This is a genomic window from Streptomyces sp. NPDC046860, from assembly GCF_040645115.1.
Lineage (GTDB): Bacteria > Actinomycetota > Actinomycetes > Streptomycetales > Streptomycetaceae > Streptomyces.
This window is the reverse complement of the sequence record NZ_JBEYXQ010000005.1, coordinates 134,661-151,134: the sequence shown is the minus strand read 5'-3', so window position 1 is coordinate 151,134 and position 16,474 is coordinate 134,661. Positions and strand designations below refer to the sequence as shown.

Genomic DNA, 16,474 nt, shown 5'->3' with positions numbered 1-16,474 from the left:
CAGGGTGGACTAAAGTGGCGCGAAGCGGGAGGCGCGGCGCTTCCCGCTGGTGAAACCCCCGGAGATCCCGGCATCCGCCCGGACCGTCTCCCCGCGTGCGCGGCGCGTACGTGCGGCTCGGCCTCCTCCCGCTCCCGGCCGGCTGACGCTTCCGGCGCCGGCGGGCCTCCCCTTCACGGAGCGGGCGGGGACCCGGCGGTGCGTACCGCCCGCCGGAATGAGAGGCCCCCTTGACCGAGAGTCGACACGTCCCGGTGATGCTCCAGCGGTGCCTGGACCTGCTGGCACCCGCCCTGGAGCGGCCGGGAGCGGTGGTCGTCGACTGCACCCTCGGCCTCGGTGGCCACAGCGAGGCACTGCTGACCCGCTTCCCCGAGGCCCGGCTGATCGGCCTCGACCGGGACAAGGAGGCGCTGCGCCTGTCCGGCGAGCGCCTCGCCCCCTTCGGCGACCGCGCCACGCTCGTGCACGCCGTCTACGACGAACTCCCCGAGGTGCTCGACCGCCTCGGCGTCCCGGCCGTCCAGGGCGTCCTGTTCGACCTCGGCGTCTCCTCCATGCAGCTGGACGAGGCCGACCGAGGCTTCGCCTACGCCCAGGACGCCCCGCTCGACATGCGCATGGACCAGTCGACCGGCATCGGCGCGGCCGAGGTGCTCAACACCTACCCCGCCGGTGAACTGGTGCGCATCCTGCGCGCGTACGGCGAGGAGAAGCAGGCCAAGCGCATCGTGTCCGCCATCGTCCGCGAGCGCGAGAAGGAGCCGTTCACCAACAGCGCCCGCCTGGTCGAGCTGATCCGCGACGCCCTGCCGCAGGCCGCCAAGCGCACCGGCGGCAACCCGGCCAAGCGCACCTTCCAGGCCCTGCGCATCGAGGTCAACGGCGAGCTGTCCGTGCTGGAGCGGGCCGTGCCGGCCGCCGTGAAGGCCCTCGCGGTCGGCGGCCGCATCGCCGTGCTGTCGTACCAGTCCCTGGAGGACCGGCTGGTCAAGCAGGTGTTCGCGGCCGGAGCCGCCAACACCGCCCCGCCCGGACTGCCCGTCGTGCCCGAGCGGTACCAGCCCCGGCTGAAGCTCCTCACCCGCGGGGCCGAACTGCCCACCGAGGAGGAGATCGCCGAGAACCGCCGGGCCGCCCCGGCCAGGTTCCGCGGCGTCGAGCGCATCAGGGAGGACGCCGAGTGAGCGAACGGGGCCGGCCGGGTTCCCTGACCCGCCGGGAGGGACCGTGAGCAGCAAGCCCGCACCCCAGGGGAGAGCGGCCCGGCTCGCCCGGCTGATCCCCGCGGGCCGCGCCCGCGCGGCCCGCACCCCCTTCGTCCTCCTCGTCGTCCTGCTCCTCGGCGGCGGACTCCTCGGCCTGCTGGTGCTCAACTCCGCGCTCAGCGAAGGGTCGTTCGAGCTGGACGACATACAGCGCCAGACCAAGAGCCTGACCGACGAGGAACAGGCCCTCCAGCGGGACATCGACGCCTACTCCGCGCCCGACGCCCTCCAGCGCCGCGCCCGCGAACTCGGCATGGTCCCCGGCGGCGACCCCGCCTTCCTCGGCCCCGACGGCGCCGTGAAGGGCGTCCCGAGTGCCGCCCCCCGCTCCGCCGCGCTCACCGGACCCCGCGCCCCCGAGGCGCTGACCCCGGCCCCGGGCACGCCCACGCCCACGGCGACCGCCTCACTCCCCGCCGGTCCGGCGAGCCCCTCCGCCACGACCCCGGCGCCGGGCGGCACCCTCCGGTCCGCCCCCACCCCGACCCCCGGCAGGTGACGGAAGTGTCCGACAGGGAAGTGCCGCGCCGCCGCGTGCCCGGACCCGCGAGGCCGCCCCGTCCCCGGGGCGCGGCCCCCCGCCGGCCCGGCCCCGGCGCCCGCCCCGCCCGCCGTCCCGCCGCCGGCCGCCGTCCCGCCGCCGGCCGCCGTCCCCCGGCCAAACCGGCCCTGCGGCTCGGCAGCCCCCGGCCCCGGCTCCGCCTGGTCGGACTCGCCCTCGCCCTGGTGCTGACCGCCTTCACCGTGCGGCTCCTCCAGGTCCAGGCGGTGGACGCGAGCACCTACAGCGCCAAGGCCCAGCAGAACCGCTTCGTGGCCCACACCCTGACCGCCGAGCGCGGCGGCATCACGGACCGCAACGGCGTCGCCCTCGCCGTCAGCGAGGACGCCTACGACATCACGGCCGACCCCGTGATGTTCGGCAGCGAACAGCTCAAGATCTCCGACGGGCCCGAGCAGGCCGCCGCGCTGCTCGCCCCGATCCTCGGCCAGGACCAGGCGGCGCTCGTCAAGAAGCTCCGCCCGGCCAACAAGCAGTCCCGCTACGCCCGGCTCGCCTCCCGGCAGACCCCGCAGGTCTGGAAGCAGATCAAGGACCTCAAGGCCGCGCTCGCCAAGAAGACGCCGGCGGGCACCAGCGTGCTCGCCGGCGTCTTCGCCGACCCCAGCAGCCAGCGCGTGTACCCCAACAAGGACCTCGCCGCCGGGATACTGGGCTGGGTCAACAGCGAGGGCCGGGGCGGCGGCGGCATCGAGCAGCAGCTCGACAAGCAGCTCTCCGGCAAGGACGGCAAGATCCGCTACGCCCAGTCCGGCGGCCGCGAGGTGCCCACCGCGGGCTCCACCGAGACCCCGGCCGTGCCCGGCAGCGACGTCGAGCTGACCATCGACCGCGACATCCAGTGGGCCGCGCAGAGCGCCATCTCCGAGCAGGTCAGGAAGTCCAAGGCGGACCGGGGCTACGTCATCGTCCAGGACACCGCCACCGGCCAGATCCTCGCCATGGCCAACTCGCCCGGCTTCGACCCCAACGACCTGTCCACGGCCGACTCGGCCGCCATGGGCAACGCCGCGCTACAGGACGCCTACGAACCCGGCTCCACCGCCAAGGTGATGTCGATGGCGGCCGTGCTGGAGGAGAACGCGGCCACCCCGCTCACCCACGTCGTCGTACCCAACCGGCTGCACCGGGGCGACCGGCTCTTCCAGGACGACATCGACCACGCGACCTGGAACCTCACCCTCAACGGCGTGCTCGCCAAGTCCAGCAACATCGGCACCATCCTCGCCACCGGCCAGCTCGGCAAGACCCAGCGGGCGGCCAACGACACGCTCTACTCCTACCTGCGCCAGTTCGGCATCGGCCGCTTCACCGGGCTCGGCTTCCCCGGCGAGACACCGGGCATCCTCGCGCCCTCGGCCAAGTGGTCCACCTCGCAGCAGTACACGATCCCTTTCGGCCAGGGCTTCTCCATCAACGCCATGCAGGCCGCCTCCGTCTACTCCACGATCGCCAACGGCGGAGTCCGCGTCGCGCCCACCCTGGTGCGCGGCACCAAGGGCGCCGACGGCCGCTTCGCTCCCGCGCCGGGGCCGAAGAAGACCCGCGTGGTCAGCGAGAAGACCGCGCGGACGCTCGCCCAGATGCTGGAGTCCGTCGTCGACGACGAGCAGGGCACCGGCATCAAGGCCCGTATCCCCGGCTACCGGGTCGCGGGCAAGACCGGCACCGCCAACCGCGTCGATCCGGCCACCGGGAGGTACCACGGCTACACCTCGTCCTTCGCCGGATTCGCCCCCGCGGACAAGCCCCGGGTCACCGTCTACTGCGCGATCCAGAACGCCACCTCGGGCAGCTACTTCGGCGGCCAGATCTGCGGTCCGGTCTACAAGCAGGTGATGGAGTTCGCGCTGAAGACCATGCAGGTGCCCCCGACCGGCGCGAAGGCCGCCGCCCTGCCCGTCTCCTACAAGCCCTGACCAGCCACCGCCCGGCGCCAGGCAACGACCACCAGGAACGAGCCCGTGACAACGATCACCCCCGACGACGGGAACCGAGGGACCGCCCGCTCCACCCGCGAGCCCCGTTTTAGCTCCGGAGCGGGTACTCCCGGTACGCTCACCGCCGTGCCACACGCCGATCAGTCCCAAACCACTCAGAAGGGCGCTTCCGTGACAAATCCGGGACCGCCGCGACCGGTTCAGGTCACCGCCACCTCCCTCGCGGAACTGGCCGGCCAACTGGGTACCGCCGCGCCCGCCGAGTCCGCCGGGGTCACCGGTATCACCCACGACTCGCGGGCGGTCCGCCCCGGTGACCTGTACGCCGCCCTGCCCGGCGCCCGGCTGCACGGCGCGGACTTCGCCACCCAGGCCGCCGGACTCGGCGCCGTCGCCGTGCTCACCGATCCCGCGGGCGCCGAGCGCGCCGCCGCGACCGGACTGCCGGTCCTGGTCGTCGAGGACCCGCGCGGACGGATGGGCGAGCTGGCGGCCACCATCTACGGCCACCCCGGCCGGGACATGCTCCAGATCGGCATCACCGGCACCTCCGGCAAGACCACCACCGCCTATCTGGTCGAGGGCGGTCTGAAGGCCGCCGACCGCGCCACCGGCCTGGTCGGCACGGTCGAGACCCGTATCGGCGAGGAGCGCATCAAGTCCGAGCGCACCACCCCCGAGGCCACCGACCTCCAGGCCCTGTTCGCCGTCATGCGCGAACGCGGCACCGACGCCGTCGCCATGGAGGTCTCCAGCCACGCCCTGGTCCTCGGCCGGGTCGACGCCTGCGTCTTCGACATCGCGGTCTTCAACAACCTCAGCCCGGAGCACATGGAGTTCCACTCCGGCATGGAGGACTACTTCCAGGCCAAGGCGAGCCTGTTCACCCCCGGGCGCAGCAGGCTCGGCGTGGTCAACGCCGACGACGAGTACGGCCGCAGACTCGTCACCGAGGCCACCGTCCCGGTGGTCACCTTCTCCGCCGAGGGCCACCCGGACGCCGACTGGCGCGCCGAGGACGTGCAGGTCGGCCCGATGGACTCGACGTTCACCGCGCTCGGCCCGAACGGCGAGCGCGTGCACGCCCGTTCGCCGCTGCCCGGCCCGTTCAACGTGGCCAACACCCTCGCCGCGCTGGCCGCCCTGGCCGCCGCCGGGATCGACCCGCAGACCGCCGCCGACGGCATCGCCGCCGTCCCCGGCGTCCCCGGCCGCCTGGAGCGCGTCGACGCCGGACAGCCCTACCTCGCCGTCGTCGACTACGCCCACAAGACCGACGCGGTCGAGTCGGTGCTCAAGGCGCTGCGCAAGGTCACCAAGGGCCGGCTGCACCTCGTGCTCGGCTGCGGCGGCGACCGCGACCGCACCAAGCGCGGCCCGATGGGCGCGGCCGCGGCCCGGTACGCCGACACGGCCGTACTGACCTCCGACAACCCCCGCTCCGAGGACCCCCTGGCGATCCTGGCGACCATGCTCGAAGGCGCCGCCTCCGTGCCCGCGCACGAGCGGGGCGAGGTGCTGCTCTTCGAGGAGCGGGCCGCCGCCATCGCCGCCGCCGTGGGCCGCGCGGCCGCCGGCGACACGGTGCTGGTCGCGGGCAAGGGCCACGAGCAGGGTCAGGACATCGCCGGCGTGATCCGTCCCTTCGACGACCGCCAGGTGCTCCGCGAAGCTATCCAGAACACCCAGGGATGAACTTGTGATCGCCCTCTCCCTCGCCGAGATCGCAGCAGTCGTCGGCGGGCAGACACACGACATACCGGACACGTCCGTCCAGGTCACCGGACCGGTCGTCCGGGACTCCCGCGAGGTGGTGCCCGGCACCCTGTTCGTCGCCTTCGTCGGCGAGCGGGTGGACGGCCACGACTTCGCCGCGCAGGTCGTCGAGGCGGGCGCGGTCGCCGTGCTGGCGTCGCGTCCCGTCGGCGTGCCCGCGATCGTCGTGGACGACGTCCAGGACGCTCTCGGCGCCCTCGCCCGGCATGTCGTCGAACGGCTCGGCGCGACCCTCGTCGCCCTGACCGGCTCGGCCGGCAAGACCAGCACCAAGGACCTCATCGCCCAGGTGCTGGGCGGCAAGGCGCCGACCGTGTTCACGCCGGGCTCGCTCAACAACGAGATCGGGCTGCCGCTGACCGCCCTGTCCGCCACCGAGGAGACGAAGTTCCTCGTGCTGGAGATGGGCGCCCGCGGCATCGGGCACATCCGCTACCTCGCCGGGCTCACCCCGCCGAAGGTCGGCCTGGTCCTCAACGTCGGCAGCGCCCACATCGGCGAGTTCGGCGGCCGTGAGCAGATCGCCCAGGCCAAGGGCGAGCTCGTGGAGAGCCTTCCCGCGGCGGCGGACGGCGGCGCGGCGATCCTCAACGCCGACGACCCGCTGGTGCGCGCGATGGCCTCCCGTACCAAGGCGAAGGTGGTCCTTTTCGGAGAGTCGGCCGAAGCGGACGTACGCGCCGAGAACGTACGACTCACGGACAGCGGACAGCCCTCCTTCAGGCTTCACACACCCTCCGGTGCAAGCGATGTGACCATGCGCCTGTACGGTGAGCACCACGTGTCGAACGCGCTCGCCGCGGCCGCCGTCGCCCATGAGCTGGGCATGTCCGCAAGTGAGATCGCCTCGGCGCTCTCCGGTGCGGGCACCCTCTCCCGCTGGCGCATGGAGGTCACCGAGCGCCCGGACGGCGTGACCATCGTCAATGACGCCTACAACGCCAACCCCGAGTCCATGCGTGCCGCCCTCAAGGCGCTCGCGGCCATGGGCAAGGGGCGCCGCACGTGGGCGGTGCTCGGCAAGATGGCCGAGCTGGGGGACGAGGCTCTCGCCGAGCACGACGCGGTCGGACGGCTCGCCGTCCGGCTCAACGTCAGCAAGCTCGTCGCGGTCGGTGGCATCGAAGCCTCCTGGCTGCAACTGGGCGCATACAACGAGGGTTCGTGGGGTGAGGAGTCGGTGCACGTGTCCGACGCGCAGGCGGCGATCGACCTTTTGCGCAAGCAGTTGCGTCCGGGGGACGTCGTGCTGGTGAAGGCGTCCCGGTCGGTGGGGCTGGAGAGGGTCGCCCAGACGCTCGCCGACGCCGGTACCGAGGGTGAGGTCGCCGCCCGATGATGAACCAGGTCCTGTTCTCGGGCGTCATCGGTCTCTTCCTGACGCTGATCGGCACCCCGCTGCTGATCAAGCTCCTCGCCCGCAAGGGCTACGGCCAGTACATCCGCGACGACGGCCCGCGCGAGCACGCCAGCAAGCGCGGTACGCCGACGATGGGCGGTATCGCCTTCATCCTGGCCACGATCGCCGCGTACTTCATCAGCAAGGTGATCACCGGCAAGCCGCCGACGTACTCCGGCCTGCTGGTGCTCGGCCTGATGTTCGGCATGGGCCTGGTCGGCTTCCTCGACGACTACATCAAGATCGTCAAGCGCCGCTCGCTCGGTCTGCGCGCGAAGGCGAAGATGGCCGGCCAGCTGATAGTCGGCATCGGATTCGCGGTGCTCGCACTGCAGTTCCCCGACAACCGGGGCAACACCCCGGCCTCCACCAAGCTGTCGTTCATCACGGACTTCGGCTGGACCATCGGCCCGGTGCTATTCGTGGTCTGGGCGCTGTTCATGATCCTCGCCATGTCCAACGGCGTGAACCTCACCGACGGTCTGGACGGCCTCGCCACCGGCGCCTCCGTCCTCGTCTTCGGCGCCTACACGTTCATCGGTGTCTGGCAGTTCCAGGAGTCCTGCGCCAACGCCATGACCCTGACCAACCCGGCCGCCTGCTACGAGGTGCGCGACCCGCTGGACCTCGCGGTGGTCGCCTCCGCCCTGATGGGCGCCTGCCTGGGCTTCCTGTGGTGGAACACCTCCCCGGCGAAGATCTTCATGGGCGACACCGGCTCGCTCGCCCTCGGCGGTGTCCTCACCGGCCTGGCCATCCTCTCCCGCACGGAGCTGCTGGTGGCCATCATGGGCGGCCTGTTCGTCCTCATCACCATGTCGGTCGTCATCCAGGTCGGCTCCTTCCGGCTCACCGGCAAGCGCGTCTTCCGGATGGCACCGCTCCAGCACCACTTCGAACTCAAGGGCTGGTCCGAGGTCCTTGTCGTGGTCCGCTTCTGGATCATCCAGGGCATCTGCGTCATCGTCGGACTGGGCCTCTTCTACGCGGGATGGGCAGCGGACAAGTGACCTCCTCGGTGCCTTCGGGACCCAGCGAATTCCAGGGAAAGCGCGTCACCGTCGCCGGACTCGGCGTCTCCGGCCTCCCGGCCGCGAAGGCGCTGCACGCGCGCGGGGCGATCGTCACGGCCGTCAACGACGGCGACGACGCCCGCGCCCGCGAACAGGCCGCGGAACTGGAGGCGCTCGGCATCACCGTCCGCCTCGGCGACGGCGCGACCCTGCCCGAGGGCACCGAGCTGATCGTCACCGCGCCGGGCTGGCAGCCCGACAAGCCGCTGTTCCTCGCGGCGGAGAAGGCCGGCGTGCCCGTCTGGGGCGACGTCGAGCTGGCCTGGCGGCTCAGGGGTCCGGGCGCGGCCCCCTGGCTCGCCGTCACCGGCACCAACGGCAAGACCACGACCGTGCAGATGCTCGCCTCCATCCTGAAGGCGGCGGGCCTGCGCACGGCCGCGGTCGGCAACATCGGCGTCTCCCTGCTGGACGCCGTCCTCGGCGACGAGGAGTACGACGTGCTTGCCGTCGAGCTGTCCAGCTACCAGCTGCACTGGGCGCCCTCCCTGCGCGCCTACTCGGGCGCCGTCCTCAACCTCGCCCCGGACCACCTCGACTGGCACGGCTCCATGGACGCCTACGCCGCCGACAAGGGCCGCATCTACGAGGGCAACCAGGTCGCCTGCGTCTACAACGTGGCCGACCCCCGCACCGAGGACCTGGTGCGCGAGGCCGACGTCGAGGAGGGCTGCCGGGCCGTCGGGTTCACCCTCGGCACCCCCGGCGTCTCCCAACTCGGCGTGGTGGACGGCATCCTGGTCGACCGTGCCTTCGTGGAGAACCGCCAGAAGAACGCGCAGGAGCTGGCCGAGGTCGCCGACGTCGACCCGCCCGCCCCGCACAACATCGCCAACGCCCTCGCGGCGGCGGCCCTCGCCCGCTCCTTCGGGGTGCCCCCGCAGGCGGTGCGCGACGGACTGCGGGCCTTCAAACCCGACGCCCACCGCATCGCCCACGTCGCCGACCTCGACGGCGTGGCCTACGTGGACGACTCCAAGGCCACCAACACCCACGCCGCGCAGGCGTCGTTGGCCGCGTACGAGCCGATCGTCTGGATCGCCGGCGGCCTCGCCAAGGGCGCCGAGTTCGACGAGCTGGTCGCCGCGTCGGCGAAGCGGCTGCGCGGGGCCGTACTGATCGGCGCCGACCGCGCGCTGATCCGCGAGGCCCTCGCGCGACACGCCCCGGAAGTACCTGTGGTGGACCTCGGCCGGACCGACACTGGGGCGATGCTCCAGGCGGTGACGGAGGCGAAGCGGCTGGCCCGGCCCGGCGACACGGTCCTGCTGGCCCCGGCCTGCGCCTCCATGGACATGTTCACCAACTACAACCAGCGCGGCGACGCGTTCGCGGCCGCCGTCCGCGAACTCGGCGCCTGACCCCGGCCGCCCGTGCCGGGCGGATCTTGGGAGGGACGCGTGGGACGGTCGACGTTCAGCGGAGGCGTTGATGCCCAGTAGCCGTACCGGACGGCCGCCCGTGCGGGCGGCCCGTCCCGCACCCCCCGGGATCGCGGGCGACAACCCCCTGCGGCGCCTGCGCGACCGCGCGCGCAAGGCCTGGGACCGGCCGCTGACCGCCTACTACCTGATCCTGGGCGGCAGCATGCTGATCACCGTCCTGGGGCTGGTGATGGTCTACTCGGCCTCCCAGATCACCGCGCTGCAGCTCTCGCTGCCCGGCTCGTTCTTCTTCCGCAAGCAGTTCCTGGCCGCGGTGATCGGCGGCGTGCTGCTGTTCGCCGCCTCCCGGATGCCGGTCAGGCTGCACCGGGCGCTGGCCTACCCGATCCTGGCCGCCGCCGTGTTCACCATGGCGCTGGTGCAGGTGCCGGGGATAGGGATGTCGGTCAACGGCAACCGGAACTGGATCTCGCTCGGCGGCTCCTTCCAGATCCAGCCCAGCGAGTTCGGCAAGCTCGCCCTGGTGCTGTGGGGCGCCGACCTGATCGCCCGCAAGCAGGACAAGAGGCTGCTGACCCAGTGGAAGCACATGCTGGTGCCGCTGGTCCCGGTCGCCTTCCTGCTGCTCGGGCTGATCATGCTCGGCGGTGACATGGGCACCGCGATCATCCTCACCGCGATCCTCTTCGGCCTGCTCTGGCTCGCCGGAGCCCCGACCCGGCTCTTCGCCGGGGTGCTGTCGGTGGCGGCGCTGATCGGTGTGATCCTCATCAAGACCAGCCCCAACCGGATGGCCCGGCTCGCCTGCATCGGCGCCACCGAGCCCAAGGCGGGCGCCGCGGACTGCTGGCAGGCGGTGCACGGCATCTACGCCCTCGCGTCGGGGGGGATCTTCGGCTCGGGGCTCGGCGCCAGCGTGGAGAAATGGGGCCAACTGCCAGAAGCCCACACGGACTTCATCTTCGCCGTCACAGGTGAGGAACTGGGTCTGGCGGGCACGCTGTCGGTACTCGCCCTGTTCGCGGCTCTAGGCTATGCGGGTATCCGCGTGGCCGGACGCACGGAGGACCCCTTCGTGAGGTACGCCGCGGGAGGCGTGACGACGTGGATCATCGCCCAGGCGGTGATCAACATCGGTGCGGTGCTCGGCCTGCTGCCGATCGCCGGAGTCCCGCTCCCGCTGTTCTCCTACGGAGGGTCCGCGCTGCTGCCGACCATGTTCGCCATCGGGCTGCTGATCGCCTTCGCGCGTGACGAGCCCGGTGCGCGGGCGGCACTCGCGATGCGGCAACCCCGCTTCGGCAGAAAGCGGGCGGGAGGCTCCCGTGCCGAGCGGGTGCCACGGAGATGGAACACGATGAGACGGCGCGCCTCGGCGGCGCGCTCGTCCGGAGAGCGGTGAATTTCGGTGCATGTCGTACTCGCCGGCGGGGGTACCGCGGGCCACATCGAGCCCGCGCTCGCCCTCGCGGACGCCCTGCGCAGGCAGGACCCCACCGTGGGGATCACGGCGCTGGGCACGGAGCGCGGTCTCGAGACCCGGCTCGTCCCCGAGCGTGGCTACGAGCTGGCGCTGATCCCGGCGGTGCCGCTGCCGCGCAAGCCCACGCCCGAGCTGATCACCGTGCCGGGGCGGCTGCGCGGCACGATCAAGGCCGCCGAGCAGATCCTGGAGCGCACCAAGGCCGACGCGGTCGTGGGCTTCGGCGGCTATGTCGCGCTGCCCGCCTACCTGGCCGCCAAGCGCCTGGGCGTGCCGATCGTGATCCACGAGGCCAACGCCCGCCCCGGCCTGGCCAACAAGATCGGCTCCCGCTACGCGGCGCGGGTGGCCGTCTCCACGCCCGACAGCAAGCTGCGTGACGCCCGCTACATCGGCATCCCGCTGCGCCGCTCCATCGCCACCCTGGACCGCGCCGCCGTACGCCCCGAGGCACGGGCCCGCTTCGGCCTGGACCCGAACCTGCCCACGCTGCTCGTCTCCGGCGGCTCGCAGGGCGCACGGCACCTCAACGAGGTCGTCCAGCGGGTCGCGCCCTGGCTCCAGCAGGCCGGCATCCAGATCCTGCACGCGGTCGGCCCGAAGAACGAACTGCCGCAGGTGCAGCAGATGCCGGGGATGCCCCCGTACATCCCGGTAAGTTACGTGGACCGGATGGACCTCGCGTACGCCGCGGCCGACATGATGCTCTGCCGCGCGGGCGCGATGACCGTCGCCGAGCTCTCCGCCGTCGGACTCCCGGCCGCCTACGTCCCGCTGCCCATCGGCAACGGCGAACAGCGGCTGAACGCCCAGCCGGTGGTCAAGGCGGGCGGCGGACTCCTCGTGGACGACGCGGAACTGACGCCGGAGTGGGTGCAGCAGAACGTGCTCCCGGTCCTGGCCGATCCGCACCGCCTCTACGAGATGTCCCGCGCCGCCGGTGAGTTCGGCCGCCGGGACGCCGACGACCTGCTCGTCGGCATGGTGCGCGAGGCCATCGCCTCCAGCCGCTAGGCACGTACGACGAAGGGACAGCGAGCGTGGCCGGTTCGACCACCGCCGAGCGCGGTGAACGCCAGCAGGAGTCGGCCGGCCCGCCGCTCGTCCGTCAACTCGGGCGCCCCCGGCTTCGTATGATCATCTTTCTGGCCGTCGTGCTGCTCCTCCTGGGCGGCGCTTCGGTCTGGGCGCTCTACGGCTCCGACTGGCTGCGTGTGCGGTACGTCTCGGTCTCCGGCACCCGGGTGCTCACCCCCGCCGAGGTCCGCGCCGCCGCGGCCGTACCGTCCGGCGCCCCGCTGGCCTCGGTCGGCACCGACGCCGTGGAGGCCCGGGTGCGGGGGAATTTGCGCCGTGTCGACACCGTCGAGGCGTCCCGGTCCTGGCCGCACGGCATCAAGCTGAGGATCACCGAGCGCACACCGGTGCTGCTCGCCCGCGAGAACGGGAAGTTCACCGAGATCGACGACGAGGGCGTACGGTTCGCCACCGTGGGGAAGGCGCCCAGGCGTGTACCGATGCTCGAACTCGCCGCGTCTCGCAAGGGATCGGGTGCCGCCAGCCTGCGCCGCTTCGGCACCGCGCGCCTGGTGCGCGAGGCTGTCCGGGTCGCCGGCAGTCTCCCCGTGGCGGTCGCCAGGGACACCGGAACCGTCCGGGTCGGCTCGTTCGACGCCATCACCCTGGAGTTGGGCCACGGGCGCACCGTGGACTGGGGGAGCGGCGAGGAGGGCCGCGCCAAGGCACGGGCCCTCACAGCTCTCATGAAAGCAGCTCCGAACGCCCGGCACTTCGATGTGAGCGTGCCCACCGCCCCCGCGTCATCGGGGAGTTGACGCACATCAGCGCAGGCCAGCACCCTGGTTGGGCACTGCTACGGCTGATCACATAGGGTGAAAAGAAAAACGGGAGGTTCGGCGTGTTCGTTGAACGGGCGCCGCTTGTCGACTTAGTGTCCTGTTCAGAAGACTCCAGGGAACAGACACACTGGTAACCCTAAACTTCAGCGTTAGGGTTCGGGTCGGCGTTCGGACCGTCCCAATTCGGCATCCGTCGTCCCGGTCGGGCAACCGCCCGGCGCGACAACGTAATTCGAGGCGAGAGGCCTTCGACGTGGCAGCACCGCAGAACTACCTCGCAGTCATCAAGGTCATCGGTGTCGGCGGCGGTGGTGTCAATGCCATCAACCGGATGATCGAGGTCGGCCTCAAGGGCGTCGAGTTCATCGCCATCAACACCGACGCGCAGGCGCTGTTGATGAGCGACGCCGACGTCAAGCTGGACGTCGGCCGGGAACTCACCCGCGGACTCGGCGCCGGCGCCAACCCGGCCGTCGGCCGCAAGGCCGCCGAGGACCACCGCGAGGAGATCGAGGAGGTCCTCAAGGGGGCCGACATGGTCTTCGTGACCGCCGGCGAGGGCGGCGGCACCGGCACCGGCGGCGCGCCCGTCGTGGCCAACATCGCCCGCTCGCTGGGCGCCCTCACCATCGGCGTGGTCACCCGCCCGTTCACCTTCGAGGGACGGCGCCGGGCCAACCAGGCCGAGGACGGCATCGCCGAGCTGCGCGAAGAGGTCGACACCCTCATCGTCATCCCCAACGACCGGCTGCTGTCCATCTCGGACCGCCAGGTCTCGGTCCTGGACGCGTTCAAGTCCGCCGACCAGGTCCTGCTCTCCGGTGTCCAGGGCATCACCGACCTCATCACCACCCCCGGCCTGATCAACCTCGACTTCGCCGACGTCAAGTCGGTCATGTCCGAGGCCGGTTCGGCCCTCATGGGCATCGGCTCGGCCCGCGGCGACGACCGCGCGGTGGCCGCCGCCGAGATGGCGATCTCCTCGCCGCTGCTGGAGGCGTCCATCGACGGCGCCCGGGGCGTGCTGCTCTCCATCTCCGGCGGCTCCGACCTCGGCCTGTTCGAGATCAACGAGGCCGCCCAGCTGGTCAGCGAGGCGGCCCACCCCGAGGCCAACATCATCTTCGGCGCGGTCATCGACGACGCCCTCGGCGACGAGGTGCGGGTCACCGTGATCGCGGCCGGCTTCGACGGCGGCCAGCCCCCGGCCCGCCGGGACAACGTCCTCGGCTCGTCCTCGGCGTCCTCCTCCGCGGGCTCCTCGGCCCAGCGCCGCGAGGAGCCCGCCGCCCCGCCGCGTCAGCAGCAGCCGGAGAGCCGCCCGAGCTTCGGTTCCCTCGGCAGCGTGACCCCGAAGGAGGAGCCGGAGCCGGCTCCCGAGCCGGTGGTCGAGATCCCGGTGGCCCCGCCGGTGCCGCAGTCGCGGACCTACGCGGACAGCGCCGCCGAGGAGCTGGACGTGCCGGACTTCCTGAAGTGATAGGACAGCGCGGACACGTGAGCGGCGCGCACTTCGCCTTCACCGACAGGTGGGGCGGGGTGAGCGCCGCTCCGTATGCGGAGCTCAACCTCGGCGGCGCGGTCGGCGACGACCCCGGCGCCGTGCGGACCAACCGCGAACTGACCGCCAAGGGGCTGGGCGTGGACCCGGCCCGGGTGGTCTGGATGAACCAGGTGCACGGCGCCGACGTCGTGGTCGTGGACGAGCCCTGGGGCGATCGCCCCGTGCCGGAGGTCGACGCGCTCGTCACCGCCCGGCGCGGACTCGCCCTCGCCGTGCTCACCGCCGACTGCGTACCGGTGCTGCTGGCCGACCCCGTCGCGGGTGTCGTCGCCGCGGCGCACGCGGGGCGGCCCGGCATGCTCGCCGGGGTCGTCCCGGCCGCCGTCCGGGCCATGACCGCGCTCGGCGCCGAGCCCGGCCGGATCGTCGCCCGCACCGGACCCGCCGTGTGCGGCCGGTGCTACGAGGTGCCGGAGGCGATGCGCGCCGAGGTGGCCGCGGCCGAACCGGCGGCGCACGCCGTGACGAGCTGGGGCACTCCCGCCGTCGACGTGAGCGCCGGAGTGCACGCGCAGCTCGACCGGCTCGGGGTGCGCGACCGGGAGCAGTCCCCGGTGTGCACCAGGGAGTCGGACGATCACTTCTCGTACCGCCGCGACCGCACCACCGGGCGGCTCGCCGGCTATGTGTGGCTGGACTGACGGGGCATGACGGACCGTAGGACCGAACTCGCCGGGAACCTGGCGAAGGTTGAGGAACGCATCGCCGCCGCGTGCGCGGCCGCGGGGCGGGCACGGGAAGAGGTGACCCTGATCGTGGTCACCAAGACCTACCCGGCCGACGACGTAAGGATTCTCTCCGGACTGGGGGTGCGTCAGGTCGCCGAGAACCGGGACCAGGACGCGGCGCCGAAGCACGCGGAGTGCGCGGATCTGCCCCTGGAGTGGCACTTCGTCGGCCAGTTGCAGACCAACAAGGTGCGATCCGTGGTCGGTTACGCCGACATCGTGCAGTCGGTCGACCGGGCCCGGCTCGTCACCGCGCTCTCCAAGGAGGCCGTGCGCGCCGGGCGCGAGGTCGGCTGCCTCATCCAGGTCGCACTGGACGCGGACGCGAGCGGCCGGGGCGAGCGGGGCGGGATCGCACCGGACGGGATCGGGGAGCTGGCGGACCTGATCGCCGCCTCGCCCGGACTGCGGCTCGACGGTCTGATGACCGTCGCGCCTCTCAGCGGGGAGTACGCGGGACGCGAACGCGCCGCGTTCGAACGGCTCGTGGATTTGTCGACGGACCTGCGCCGGACCCATCCGGCTGCAACCATGGTGTCAGCGGGGATGAGCGCGGACCTCGAGGAGGCCGTGGCGGCCGGGGCGACACATGTGCGCGTCGGCAGCGCGGTACTCGGAGTCCGTGCCAGGCTCGGGTAACGTCGCCAAGAAGTCGGACCACAGCAGAAAATATGGTCAATGCCCGCCGAAAGCGGGCGCAACGACCGAGTGGATCGCGGGAACTCGGAAGTCGTCACCCGATCCACCACAGAGCGGAGGACTCAGAGCATGGCCGGCGCGATGCGCAAGATGGCGGTCTACCTCGGCCTCGTGGAGGACGATGGGTACGACGGCCGGGGTTTCGACCCCGACGACGACTTCGAGCCCGAACTGGACCCGGAGCCCGAGCGGGACCACCGACGGCACGAGCCGACACACCAGTCGCACAGTGCACATGTGTCCCAGAGGGACGAATCGGTGCGAGTGGTACAGCCTCCGGCGCAGCGCGAACCGGTGTCCCATTCCCCGGCGCTGACCGCGGATTCGGGGCGCCCGGCGCGGATCGCGCCCGTGGCGTCCATCACACAAGAACGTCAGTCCCTGGAGAAGAACGCGCCGGTGATCATGCCCAAGGTCGTGTCGGAACGAGAGCCGTACCGCATCACCACCCTGCACCCGCGGACCTACAACGAGGCCCGTACCATCGGGGAACACTTCCGCGAGGGCACTCCGGTGATCATGAATCTGACGGAGATGGACGACACGGACGCGAAGCGACTTGTCGACTTTGCGGCGGGTTTGGTGTTTGGACTTCACGGCAGTATCGAACGGGTGACGCAGAAGGTCTTCCTCTTGTCTCCTGCTAACGTCGATGTCACGGCGGAGGACAAGGCCCGCATCGCAGAGGGCGGGTTCTTCAACCAGAGCTGAAGACGCACCACCGGAAGATGCATGGAA

14 protein-coding genes are annotated in these 16,474 nt (G+C 71.8%); all 14 read left to right on the top strand.

The annotated features are described in order from the left end of the window. Positions 1-230: 230 nt before the first annotated feature. The 14 genes from rsmH (at position 231) to sepF (ending at position 16,447) form a co-directional block, all read left to right on the top strand. Positions 231-1,187 carry a 16S rRNA (cytosine(1402)-N(4))-methyltransferase RsmH gene (gene rsmH, locus ABZ898_RS09885; protein ID WP_361655052.1) on the top strand — a complete coding sequence of 319 codons (957 nt, stop codon included), beginning with the start codon at positions 231-233 and terminating at the stop codon, positions 1,185-1,187. Positions 1,188-1,230: 43 nt separating this feature from the next. Next, positions 1,231-1,767, top strand: coding sequence for a septum formation initiator family protein (locus ABZ898_RS09880; RefSeq protein WP_361655049.1), 537 nt, complete (start codon positions 1,231-1,233; stop codon positions 1,765-1,767). A 5-nt stretch (positions 1,768-1,772) separates the two neighbouring features. Further along, positions 1,773-3,749 carry a penicillin-binding protein 2 gene (locus ABZ898_RS09875; RefSeq protein WP_361655046.1) on the top strand — a complete coding sequence of 659 codons (1,977 nt, stop codon included), beginning with the start codon at positions 1,773-1,775 and terminating at the stop codon, positions 3,747-3,749. A gap of 147 nt (positions 3,750-3,896) precedes the next feature. Next, positions 3,897-5,465, top strand: coding sequence for a UDP-N-acetylmuramoyl-L-alanyl-D-glutamate--2,6-diaminopimelate ligase (locus ABZ898_RS09870; RefSeq protein ID WP_361655043.1), 1,569 nt, complete (start codon positions 3,897-3,899; stop codon positions 5,463-5,465). Positions 5,466-5,469: 4 nt separating this feature from the next. Then, positions 5,470-6,885, top strand: a complete 1,416-nt coding sequence (gene murF / locus ABZ898_RS09865) for a UDP-N-acetylmuramoyl-tripeptide--D-alanyl-D-alanine ligase (RefSeq protein WP_361655040.1) — start codon at positions 5,470-5,472, stop codon at positions 6,883-6,885. Then, on the top strand, positions 6,882-7,955 hold the full coding sequence (gene mraY, locus ABZ898_RS09860; protein ID WP_361655037.1) for a phospho-N-acetylmuramoyl-pentapeptide-transferase: 1,074 nt from the start codon (positions 6,882-6,884) through the stop codon (positions 7,953-7,955). The genes murF and mraY overlap by 4 nt, the downstream gene beginning before the upstream one ends. Continuing rightward, entirely contained in the window at positions 7,937-9,379 is a 1,443-nt protein-coding gene (murD, locus tag ABZ898_RS09855; protein ID WP_361655034.1) for a UDP-N-acetylmuramoyl-L-alanine--D-glutamate ligase, read from the top strand. The genes mraY and murD overlap by 19 nt, the downstream gene beginning before the upstream one ends. A 70-nt stretch (positions 9,380-9,449) precedes the next feature. Further along, the gene (gene ftsW / locus ABZ898_RS09850; RefSeq protein ID WP_361655031.1) at positions 9,450-10,805 is read left to right on the top strand and encodes a putative lipid II flippase FtsW; all 1,356 of its coding nucleotides are present in this window, start codon (positions 9,450-9,452) and stop codon (positions 10,803-10,805) included. Positions 10,806-10,811: 6 nt separating this feature from the next. Continuing rightward, positions 10,812-11,900: an undecaprenyldiphospho-muramoylpentapeptide beta-N-acetylglucosaminyltransferase gene (gene murG, locus ABZ898_RS09845; RefSeq protein WP_361655028.1), complete on the top strand. Its 1,089-nt coding sequence runs from the start codon at positions 10,812-10,814 to the stop codon at positions 11,898-11,900. Between the two features lie 26 nt (positions 11,901-11,926). Continuing rightward, positions 11,927-12,721 carry an FtsQ-type POTRA domain-containing protein gene (locus ABZ898_RS09840; protein WP_361655026.1) on the top strand — a complete coding sequence of 265 codons (795 nt, stop codon included), beginning with the start codon at positions 11,927-11,929 and terminating at the stop codon, positions 12,719-12,721. A 277-nt stretch (positions 12,722-12,998) separates the two neighbouring features. Beyond that, positions 12,999-14,225, top strand: a complete 1,227-nt coding sequence (ftsZ, locus tag ABZ898_RS09835) for a cell division protein FtsZ (protein WP_361655024.1) — start codon at positions 12,999-13,001, stop codon at positions 14,223-14,225. Beyond that, on the top strand, positions 14,222-14,950 hold the full coding sequence (gene pgeF / locus ABZ898_RS09830; protein ID WP_361655022.1) for a peptidoglycan editing factor PgeF: 729 nt from the start codon (positions 14,222-14,224) through the stop codon (positions 14,948-14,950). Before ftsZ ends, pgeF begins: the two co-directional genes overlap by 4 nt. A gap of 6 nt (positions 14,951-14,956) precedes the next feature. Beyond that, positions 14,957-15,676, top strand: a complete 720-nt coding sequence (locus tag ABZ898_RS09825; protein WP_361655019.1) for a YggS family pyridoxal phosphate-dependent enzyme — start codon at positions 14,957-14,959, stop codon at positions 15,674-15,676. 129 nt (positions 15,677-15,805) lie between these two features. Continuing rightward, on the top strand, positions 15,806-16,447 hold the full coding sequence (sepF, locus tag ABZ898_RS09820; RefSeq protein ID WP_361655016.1) for a cell division protein SepF: 642 nt from the start codon (positions 15,806-15,808) through the stop codon (positions 16,445-16,447). The last annotated feature ends 27 nt before the right edge of the window (positions 16,448-16,474 follow it).